We start from the raw sequence: 11,119 nt of genomic DNA, 5'->3' as shown, positions 1-11,119 counted from the left end.
ATAGCGGAAAGCCGCTACTTGCACCGATTCTATGCGATCAGGATGAATTCGGCAAAGCAATTGGCGAATTCATTCCGCCTTGAAGTGCTAGTCGTCGTCTTCGTCCTCGACCTTGTCGAAGAAGGAATAGCGCAAGCTGTCGGCGTCGGCATACCACTGGCCCGGGCCCTTGCCTGCGGCGAGCGTCGCGGTCCAGAGCGCATCGGTGCAGTCCTTGCGGTGCATCGACAGATCGAAGCCGTTGCCGAAGAACAGTTCGGACCATTCCCACCACGTGCCGAGCTTCTTGACCCCGCGCAGGAGGTCGTAGCGGTCGATCACGGCCGGGGCCATGTCCGAAGTCACCGAGCCGAACACGAGTCCGGTCTTGACCACGCGGTTGAGCTCACGGATCGCGCGGACCACCTGCTTCGGGGCAATGTGACAGAGGCAGGTCTCGAACACGAAATCGAACGAGCCATCCTTGAAAGGCATGTCGGTGATCGAGCCGAGCTTGTTGTACTTCTTCAGCGCCTTCGGCGTCTTGGCGTGGATGGCGCGGTTGTTCTCGATGCCGAAGGCATCGATGCCGCGCTCGCGCAGCGCGCCGACAAGCTCGCCGCTGGCGGAGCCCGCGACCAGGAGCTTTGTGCCCTTGGCCCTGCCCCAGACGATGCCGATCAGCTTGGTCAGATAGTCGGGATCGGTGAAGTGGCTCCACGCCTCGCTATAGGGGCCGAGGCCGCGATAATTCTCGAAATAGTCGCGATCGATCTTGTCGGAGATCGGCTCGCCCTTTTGCTGCGCGCGCTCACGGCGCAGCCGCATCATCTCGGTCAGGATGATGTCGGTCGCGGCATCCGAGGAATCGAGCAGGCCGTTCAGCGTGGAATCGAACAGATAGTCGCCGACCACGACGATCCCAGGATGTTCCTTCGGCTCGGGCCGGTGATTGGTCATGACGTCGCGCACGGGCAGACCGCCCGGTATCGCATTGACCGAGGACAGCCAGCGGTGGATCTTGCCTTCCATGAAGTGCGCACGGGCATCGCCGAGCGACGCGGGGAGCGATTTCAGCGCAGCGTCGATCAGCTCCTGGTCCGACAGATTGGCGAAGGCGAGCGCATCGGAGCCGGGAATCAGCCAGTTCAACACGCCGTGCTTGCCGACGTCGTGGCGCGCGCCCTCGTTGTAGACGCAGCAGCCGCCAAAGGCTTCCGACATGAACCAGGCGCCGGGAATCATGTCGCCCCAGAACGGGCTATCGAACAGGATCGAGACGCGCAAATAATGCGCGGGACGGTCGAAATAAGCGACGTGCTTGACCATCGACTTGCGCAGCTGCTCGCCTTCCCAGCCCATCGTGGAGAGCCAGGAATGCGGCAGGCAGACCAGCACGAGATCGAAGTCGCGCGTCTCCGGCCCCTTCCCGTTCATCATCTTGAGCTGATAGCGGCCGGTCGGCGCCTTGCCGACGGCGAGCACGCGATGATTGAGCTGGATGTCGGCGTTGACCTCGGACTGCAGGCACTCGATCAGCTGCTCGTTGCCGTTCTGGATGGAGTAGAGGCCGATATAGCCGTCGACATCCATCAGATAGTTCTTGAGAGCGTTGAGGCCGTTGGTGTTGTGGCTCTCGGTCGCGATGTCCGAACGCGCCATCACCTTGAAGAAGCGCTTTGCGGTCTCGTCCTCGACCTCCTCGTCGAGCACCTGTTCGGCGGTCTTGTAGGCCCAGGGGTTCTCGTTGTCGTGCGCGCCGACGCCCTCGTAATATTCGATCGGTGACATCACCTCGGTGCAGCGCTTGCGGAACGCCTCGATTGCCGCTGCGGTCTTGGCGCCGTATTTGCGGCGCATGCCGGCGACGTCGTCGAGCAGCTCACCGCCGAACTGCACCTGCTCGGCGTCCATCGGAATGGTCTGCAGGCCGAAATGCTGGATCAGCTCGCGCAGCGGATCCGGGCCCGTCATCGAGTAATCGTAGATCTCCGCAACGCCGGCTTCGTACATCGCCGGCGCGGAATCGAATTTGCGCGTGACGATCTTGCCGCCGAGCCGGTCGGAGGCCTCGAAGATGGTGATGCGGCAGAGGTCGCCGAGCTTACGCTTCAGGTACCAGGCGCTCATCAGCCCGCCGGGGCCGCCGCCTACGATTGCGAGATCAAGCATGTGAGTTCCGTGGTCTCCGGCCCTGCCCCCGTCACGGGACCACCGGTCTAAGCTCCCTTAGCAGAAGCGCTTTTCAGGCTGAAGGAAAGATGAACAAAGGTTGATCCCGCATCGCAGCAGACGGAGAAAGCAACAAAAAGGCCGGCAAAAGCCGGCCTTTCCGTTATCCTCAGTAATCGTACGGAGGAGCTATTATTCCGCGGGCGGCAGCGCAGGAAGCTCGGCCTCCGGCGCCGGCGACACGACGGCCGCCTGCTTCTCGCGTTCGTCCAGGATCAGCTTGTCGCGCTTCATGGCGACTTCGCGGATCTTGGCCATGGAGGCGCCGGTGCCTGCCGGGATCAGCCGGCCGACGATGACGTTCTCCTTGAGGCCTTCGAGCGGATCGATCTTGCCGTTGACCGCCGCTTCCGTGAGGACGCGAGTGGTCTCCTGGAACGAGGCCGCCGAGAAGAAGGAGCGCGTCTGCAGGCTCGCCTTGGTGATGCCGAGCAGAACCGGCGTACCCGTGGCGGGCTTCTTGCCCTCTTCCTTGGCCTTCTCGTTCAGCGCGTCGAACTCGATCTTGTCGACCTGCTCGCCGGAGATCATGTCCGTGTCGCCCTGGTCGGTGATTTCCACCTTCTGAAGCATCTGACGGACAATCACCTCGATGTGCTTGTCGTTGATGAGCACGCCCTGGAGCCGGTAGACCTCCTGGATTTCGTTGACCAGATAGGCGGCCAGTTCCTCGATGCCCTTGACCGCAAGGATGTCGTGCGGCGCCGGGTTGCCTTCAACGATGAAGTCGCCCTTTTCGACGATGTCACCGTCCTGAAGGTGGATGTGCTTGCCCTTCGGGATCAGGTACTCGCGCGGCTCGTCGGTCTTGTCCATCGGCTCGATCGAGATGCGACGCTTGTTCTTGTAGTCGCGTCCGAACCGGATGGTGCCCGCGATTTCGGCGATGATCGCCGCATCCTTCGGACGCCGTGCCTCGAACAGTTCCGCCACCCGCGGCAGACCGCCGGTGATGTCACGCGTCTTGGCGCTTTCGGTCGAGACACGGGCGAGGATGTCACCCGGGTTGACCTTGGCCCCGACGTCGACCGAGAGAATGGCGTCGACCGACAGCATGTAGCGGGCATCGCCGCCACGGGCGAGCTTGAGCACCTTGCCGTCCTTGCCCTTCACCACGATGGCCGGACGCAGGTCCGAGCCGCCGCGGGTCGAGCGCCAGTCGATGACCACGCGCTTGGCGATACCGGTGGCCTCGTCCAGCGTTTCCGAGATCGACTGGCCCTCGACCAGATCCTCGAAGCCGATGGTGCCTTCCACTTCGGTGAGAAGCGGACGGGTGTACGGATCCCACTCGACGATGCGCTGGCCGCGCTTGACCATGTCGCCGTCGTCGACGTGCAGGCGCGAGCCGTACTGGACACGATGCGTCGCGCGCTCGGTGCCGTCGGCGTCGACCACCGCAACCACCATGTTGCGCACCATCGCGATCAGGTGACCTTCGCTGTTGCGGGCGATGGCCTTGTTCCGGATCACGATCTTGCCGTCGAAATTGGCTTCGACGAACGACTGCTCGTTGAGCTGCGCCGCACCACCGATGTGGAAGGTGCGCATGGTGAGCTGGGTGCCCGGCTCGCCGATCGACTGCGCCGCGATGACGCCGACCGCTTCGCCGTGGTTGACCGGCGTGCCGCGGGCGAGGTCGCGGCCGTAGCACTTGCCGCAGATGCCGTTGACGAGCTCGCAGGTCAGCGCCGAGCGGATCTTCACCTCCTGAACGCCGCCCTGCTGGATGGCCTCCAGATGGCTCTCTTCCATCAGCGTATCGCGCTTGATGATCACCTTGCCCGAAGCGTCCTTGATGTCTTCGCAGGCCGTGCGTCCGAGGATGCGCGAGCCGAGCGAAGCGACCACGGTGCCGGCATCGACGATGGCGCGCATCTTGATGCCGAGCTTGGTGCCGCAATCGGACTGCGTGATGATGCAGTCCTGCGCGACGTCGACCAGACGACGGGTCAGGTAGCCCGAGTTCGCGGTCTTCAACGCGGTGTCCGCGAGGCCCTTGCGGGCGCCGTGGGTCGAGTTGAAGTACTCGAGAACCGAGAGGCCTTCCTTGAAGTTCGAGATGATCGGCGTTTCGATGATCTCACCCGACGGCTTGGCCATCAGGCCGCGCATGCCGGCGAGCTGGCGCATCTGGGCCGGCGAACCGCGGGCACCGGAGTGAGCCATCATGTAGATCGAGTTGATGTCGGCATCGGCTCCGCTCGCCGTCTTCTTGGTGGCGGAGATTTCCTTCATCATCGCCTTGGCGATTTCTTCCGTGGCCTTCGACCAGGCGTCGACGACCTTGTTGTACTTCTCGCCATGGGTGATCAGACCGTCGTTGTACTGCTGCTCGAAATCCTTCGCCAGCGTACGGGTGGTGTCGACGATCTTCCACTTGCCGTGCGGCACGACCATGTCGTCCTTGCCGAACGAGATGCCGGCCTTGAACGCGTTGTAGAAGCCGAGCGCCATGATGCGGTCGCAGAAGATCACAGTCTCCTTCTGGCCGCAGTGACGATAGACCTGGTCGATGACGCCCGAGATCTCGCGCTTAGTCATCAGCTTGTTGATGATCTCGTACGAGATGCGCGGGTTCTTCGGCAGCAGATTGCCGAGCATGACGCGGCCGGCGGTGGTCTCGATCCAGCGCTTGGAGACCTTGCCGGTCTCGTCCATGCCTTCCCACCGGTACTTGATCTTGGTGTGGAGGTGGATGACCTTCGCATGCAGGGCGTGCTCGAGCTCGGCCATGTCGCCGAACAGCTTGCCCTCGCCGGGCAGGCCTTCGCGCATGATCGAGACGTAGTAGAGACCGAGCACGATGTCCTGCGACGGCACGATGATCGGCTGGCCGTTCGCCGGATGCAGGATGTTGTTGGTCGACATCATCAGGACGCGCGCTTCCAGCTGCGCTTCGAGCGACAGCGGAACGTGCACGGCCATCTGGTCACCGTCGAAGTCGGCGTTGAACGCCGAGCAGACCAGCGGGTGAAGCTGGATCGCCTTGCCCTCGATCAGCACCGGCTCGAACGCCTGGATGCCCAGACGATGCAGCGTCGGCGCGCGGTTGAGCAGCACCGGATGCTCGCGGATGACCTCGTCCAGGATGTCCCAGACCTCGGGCCGCTCCTTCTCGACCAGCTTCTTCGCCTGCTTCACGGTGGTGGACAGGCCCTTGGCGTCAAGCCGGGAATAGATGAACGGCTTGAACAGCTCGAGCGCCATCTTCTTCGGCAGGCCGCACTGATGCAGGCGCAGCTCGGGACCGACCACGATCACCGACCGGCCCGAATAGTCGACGCGCTTGCCGAGCAGGTTCTGACGGAAGCGGCCCTGCTTGCCCTTCAGCATGTCGGCGAGCGACTTCAGCGGGCGCTTGTTGGCACCCGTGATGACGCGGCCGCGGCGACCGTTGTCGAACAGCGCATCGACCGCTTCCTGAAGCATGCGCTTCTCGTTGCGGATGATGATGTCGGGCGCGCGCAGCTCCATCAGCCGCTTCAAGCGGTTGTTGCGGTTGATGACGCGGCGATAGAGGTCGTTGAGGTCGGAGGTCGCGAAGCGGCCGCCGTCCAGCGGCACCAGCGGACGCAGGTCCGGCGGGATCACGGGAACGACGGTCAGGATCATCCATTCCGGCTTGTTGCCGGAGTGGCGGAAGGCCTCGACGATCTTCAGGCGCTTGGCGAGCTTCTTGTGCTTGATGTCGGAGTCGGTCTCCTGCATCTCGGCACGCAAGCTGAGCTCGAGCTTCTCGAGGTCCATGCCCTTGAGCAGCTCGCGGATCGCCTCGGCGCCGATCATGGCGGTGAAGCTGTCCTGGCCGTACTCGTCCTGCGCCTTCAGATACTCGTCTTCCGACAGCAGCTGACGGTCCTTCAGCGCGGTGAGGCCCGGCTCCAGCACGACGTAATATTCGAAGTACAGGATCCGCTCGAGATCCTTCAGCGTCATGTCGAGCAGAAGGCCGATGCGCGAGGGCAGCGACTTCAGGAACCAGATGTGGGCAACGGGCGCCGCGAGCTCGATGTGGCCCATGCGCTCGCGCCGGACGCGCGACAGCGTGACCTCGACCGAGCACTTCTCGCAGATGATGCCCTTGTACTTCATGCGCTTGTACTTGCCGCACAAGCACTCGTAATCCTTGATCGGCCCGAAGATGCGGGCGCAGAACAGGCCGTCGCGCTCGGGCTTGAAGGTGCGGTAGTTGATGGTCTCCGGCTTCTTGATCTCGCCGTAGGACCAGGACAGAATCTTCTCCGGGGACGCGATCGAGATCCGGATCTGGTCGAAGACCTGAGCCGGCGTCGTCGGGTTAAAGAGATTCATAATTTCTTGGTTCATCGTCTTCTCCTCGCGTACCGGTCGCCTCCGGCCGCAAATTCGAAAATCACTCGAGCGGGGCGCCCTGCCCTCAAGGCATCGGAAAGGGCGCCAATGCCCGGCCGCGATGGCCGGGCATGAAAGGTCGTGTTACTCGGCCGCTTCCGACGTCGGCGCCGGACCCATCTTGGAATTGTGCAGATCGACGTTGAGGCCGAGCGAGCGCATTTCCTTGACCAGCACGTTGAACGATTCCGGAATACCGGCCTCGAAGGTGTCGTCGCCACGCACGATCGCCTCGTACACCTTGGTACGGCCGGCGACGTCGTCCGACTTCACGGTCAGCATTTCCTGGAGCGTGTAGGCCGCGCCGTAAGCTTCGAGCGCCCACACCTCCATTTCGCCGAAACGCTGGCCGCCGAACTGCGCCTTGCCGCCCAGCGGCTGCTGGGTGACGAGCGAGTACGGACCGATCGAACGCGCGTGGATTTTGTCGTCCACGAGATGGTGCAGCTTGAGCATGTAGATGTAGCCCACCGTCACCTTGCGATCGAAGGCGTCGCCAGTGCGGCCGTCATAGACGGTCGACTGACCCGAAGCGTCGAGACCCGCGAGCTTCAGCATCTCCTCGATGTCGGTCTCCTTGGCACCATCGAATACCGGCGTCGCGATCGGCACGCCGCGGCTCAGGTTATGGCCGAGTTCAAGCAGCTCGTTGTCGTTGAGCGACTTGATGGTTTCGTCCTCGCCGTAGACCTTCTTCAAGGTTTCCTTGAGCGGCTTGATGTCCTGCTTCGACAGGTAAGCATCGACCGTCTGGCCGATACGCTTGCCGAGGCCGGCGCAAGCCCAGCCAAGATGCGTCTCGAGGATCTGCCCGACGTTCATGCGCGAGGGCACGCCGAGCGGATTGAGCACGATGTCGGCATGCGTGCCGTCCTCGAGGAACGGCATGTCCTCGATCGGCACGATCTTCGACACCACGCCCTTGTTGCCGTGGCGGCCGGCCATCTTGTCGCCGGGCTGGATCTTGCGCTTCACCGCGACGAAGACCTTGACCATCTTCATCACGCCGGGCGGCAATTCGTCACCGCGCTGAAGCTTCTCGACCTTGTCGAGGAAGCGCTGTTCCAGCCCCTTCTTCGACTCGTCGTATTGCTTCCGCATGGCCTCGATCTCGGCCATCAGCTTGTCGTTGGGCGAAGCGAACAGCCACCACTGCGACTTCGGGTACTCCTCGAGCACCGCACGGGTGATCTTGGTGTCCTTCTTGAAGCCCTTGGGACCGGCGATGCCCTGCCGCCCCTCGAGGAGCTCGGCGAGACGGTTGTAGACGTTGCGGTCCAGGATCGCCTGCTCGTCGTCGCGGTCCTTGGCCAGACGCTCGATCTCTTCCCGCTCGATCGCCAGCGCACGCTCGTCCTTGTCGACGCCGTGGCGGTTGAACACGCGGACTTCCACGATCGTGCCCTGCACGCCCGGGGGGACGCGCAGCGAGGTGTCGCGAACGTCGGACGCCTTTTCGCCGAAGATGGCGCGCAGCAGCTTTTCTTCCGGCGTCATCGGGCTCTCGCCCTTCGGCGTGATCTTGCCGACCAGGATGTCGCCCGCACGCACTTCCGCGCCGATGTAGACAATACCGGCTTCGTCGAGGTTCTTCAGCGCTTCTTCCGAGACGTTCGGAATGTCGCGGGTGATTTCCTCAGGCCCGAGCTTGGTGTCGCGCGCCATCACCTCGAACTCCTCGATGTGGATCGAGGTGAAGACGTCTTCCTTCACGATCCGCTCGGAGAGCAGGATCGAGTCTTCGAAGTTGTAGCCGTTCCACGGCATGAACGCGACGAGCACGTTGCGCCCCAGAGCGAGCTCGCCGAGATCGGTCGACGGACCGTCAGCGATGATGTCGCCCTTCTTGACGATGTCGCCGACCTTCACCAGCGGACGCTGGTTGATGCAGGTCGACTGGTTGGAGCGCTGGTACTTCATCAGACGGTAGATATCGACGCCCGACTTGGTCGGATCGAGATCTTCCGTCGCACGGATAACGACGCGGGTCGCGTCGATCTGGTCGATCACGCCGGAACGGCGCGCCGCGATCGCGGCACCCGAGTCACGCGCAACCACGCCTTCCATGCCGGTGCCGACGAACGGCGCCTCGGCGCGAACCAAAGGCACCGCCTGGCGCTGCATGTTCGAGCCCATCAGCGCGCGGTTGGCGTCGTCGTTCTCGAGGAACGGGATCAGCGCCGCGGCGACCGAAACGAGCTGCTTCGGCGACACGTCCATGTAGTCGACCTTGTCGGGCGTCAACGGCACGACGTCGCGGGTGCCGCTGGCGCGGCAGACCACGAGGTCCTCGGTGAAGCGGCCCTTGGCGTCGACAGGCACGTTGGCCTGCGCGACCGAATAGCGGCCTTCCTCCATCGCCGAGAGGTACACGACCTCGTCGGTGACGCGACCGTCCTTGACCTTGCGATACGGCGTCTCGACGAAGCCGTACTTGTTGACGCGCGCGAAGGTCGCAAGCGAGTTGATCAGACCGATGTTCGGGCCTTCCGGCGTCTCGATCGGGCAGATACGGCCGTAATGCGTCGGGTGCACGTCGCGCACTTCGAAGCCGGCGCGCTCGCGGGTCAGACCGCCCGGTCCAAGCGCCGAGAGGCGGCGCTTGTGGGTGATCTCGCTGAGCGGATTGGTCTGGTCCATGAACTGCGAGAGCTGCGAGGAGCCGAAGAACTCGCGCACGGCGGCAGCCGCCGGCTTGGCGTTGATCAGATCCTGCGGCATGACCGTGTCGATATCGACCGAGGACATGCGCTCCTTGATCGCGCGCTCCATGCGGAGCAGGCCGATGCGGTACTGGTTCTCCATGAGCTCGCCGACCGAGCGCACACGGCGGTTGCCGAGATGGTCGATGTCATCGATCTCGCCCTTGCCGTCGCGCAGGTCCACCAGCGTCTTGATGACGCAAAGGATGTCTTCCTTGCGCAGCGTACGCTGGGTGTCGGGCGCATCGAGGTCGAGGCGCATGTTCATCTTGACGCGGCCGACCGCGGAGAGGTCGTAACGCTCGGCATCGAAGAACAGCGACTGGAACATCGCCTGCGCCGAATCCAGCGTCGGCGGCTCGCCCGGACGCATCACGCGGTAGATGTCGAACAGCGCGTCTTCACGCGTCATGTTCTTGTCGGCCGCGAGCGTGTTGCGGATATAGGGACCGACATTGACGTGGTCGATGTCGAGCAGCGGCAGTTCCTTGTAGCCATGCTCGTTGAGCACCTTCAGAGACTTGTCGGTGATTTCCTCACCGGCTTCGGCGTGGATCTCGCCGGTCTTCGGGTTGACCAGGTCCTCGGCGAGGTAGTTGCCGACGAGCTCTTCATCCGACAGACGCAGCGCCTTGAGCCCCTTTTCCTGGAGCTGGCGGGCGGCACGGACGGTGAGCTTCTTGCCGGCTTCGAGCACGACCTTGCCGGTGTCGGCGTCGATCAGGTCGTTGACGGTCGAGTAACCGCGGAAACGGTTGGCGTCGAACGGAACGCGCCAGCCTTCCTTGGTCCGCTTGTAGAGGATCTTCTTGTAGAACGTGGACAGGATCGCCTCGCCATCGAGGCCGAGGGCGAACATCAGCGACGTCACCGGAATCTTGCGGCGACGATCGATACGCGCATAGACGATGTCCTTGGCGTCGAACTCGATGTCGAGCCAGGAGCCGCGATACGGGATCACGCGGGCAGCGAACAGCAGCTTGCCCGACGAATGGGTCTTGCCCTTGTCGTGGTCGAAGAACACGCCCGGCGAACGGTGCATCTGCGAGACGATGACGCGCTCGGTGCCGTTCACGATGAAGGTGCCGTTCATCGTCATGAGCGGAATGTCGCCCATGTAGACGTCCTGCTCCTTGATGTCCTTGACCGACTTCGCGCCGGTTTCTTCATCGATATCGAACACGATGAGGCGCAGCGTCACCTTGAGGGGGGCCGCGAAGGTCATGCCGCGCTGGCGGCACTCGTCGACGTCATACTTGGGCTGCTCGAACTCGTAGCGGACGAATTCGAGCATCGAGGTGCCCGAGAAGTCGGAAATCGGGAATACGGAACGGAACACAGCCTGCAGGCCCTCGTCGAGGCGCCCGCCCGCGGGTTCATCGACCATCAGGAACTGGTCATAGGACGCCTTCTGAACCTCGATGAGGTTCGGCATCTCGGCGACTTCCTTGATGTGTCCGAAAAACTTGCGAACGCGTTTGCGACCGGTGAATGTCTGCTGCGCCATCGTGGCCTCTCATTTTCGTCGCCCGATTTGGGCGAACCGTCCGGAACGCAGCTGCCGCCGCCCCCGGGTTGAATTTTTCGAACCCGTTTTGGGGGACCAAAAAACCAGTTTCAGGCCGTCATGTCCTGAATCTGTTCTTCAGACCTTCAAAACGCAAAACGACGCGCGGGGCGCATAGGCACGCCCGCCCGTCACAACGATCGTCTTCACGGACTGCAAAAGCCCGAAATAGCCTGCTCTCCCAACGGCTTACAGGGAAACCCGGCATCCCTGCCCACCGCGCTTTCGTGCTGCCGACCCGATATGGGGCGACAATAGTGCAGAT

3 protein-coding genes are annotated in these 11,119 nt (G+C 63.0%); all 3 read right to left on the bottom strand.

From position 1 onward, the window contains the following. Positions 1 to 87: 87 nt before the first annotated feature. A complete protein-coding gene (locus tag XH98_RS22975; RefSeq protein WP_271620040.1) occupies positions 88 to 2,151 on the bottom strand; it encodes an FAD-dependent oxidoreductase in 2,064 nt (687 codons plus the stop codon). Positions 2,152 to 2,343: 192 nt separating this feature from the next. After that, a complete protein-coding gene (gene rpoC, locus XH98_RS22970; RefSeq protein ID WP_220005471.1) occupies positions 2,344 to 6,540 on the bottom strand; it encodes a DNA-directed RNA polymerase subunit beta' in 4,197 nt (1,398 codons plus the stop codon). A gap of 129 nt (positions 6,541 to 6,669) precedes the next feature. After that, the gene (rpoB, locus tag XH98_RS22965; protein ID WP_271598937.1) at positions 6,670 to 10,794 is read right to left on the bottom strand and encodes a DNA-directed RNA polymerase subunit beta; all 4,125 of its coding nucleotides are present in this window, start codon (positions 10,792 to 10,794) and stop codon (positions 6,670 to 6,672) included. Positions 10,795 to 11,119 lie beyond the last annotated feature (325 nt).

It is taken from the genome of Bradyrhizobium sp. CCBAU 51745 (assembly GCF_028128715.1).
Classification (GTDB): Bacteria; Pseudomonadota; Alphaproteobacteria; order Rhizobiales; family Xanthobacteraceae; genus Bradyrhizobium; species Bradyrhizobium manausense.
The sequence above is the reverse complement of the archived record's forward strand: the minus strand, read 5'-3'. Positions and strand labels throughout refer to the sequence as shown.

Excerpts from the sequence above, each read along its gene's own strand:
- rpoB (WP_271598937.1), bottom strand. The coding sequence starts at position 10,794 with ATGGCGCAGCAGACATTCACCGGTCGCAAACGCGTTCGCAAGTTTTTC.
- XH98_RS22975 (WP_271620040.1), bottom strand. The coding sequence starts at position 2,151 with ATGCTTGATCTCGCAATCGTAGGCGGCGGCCCCGGCGGGCTGATGAGC.
- rpoC (WP_220005471.1), bottom strand. The coding sequence starts at position 6,540 with ATGAACCAAGAAATTATGAATCTCTTTAACCCGACGACGCCGGCTCAG.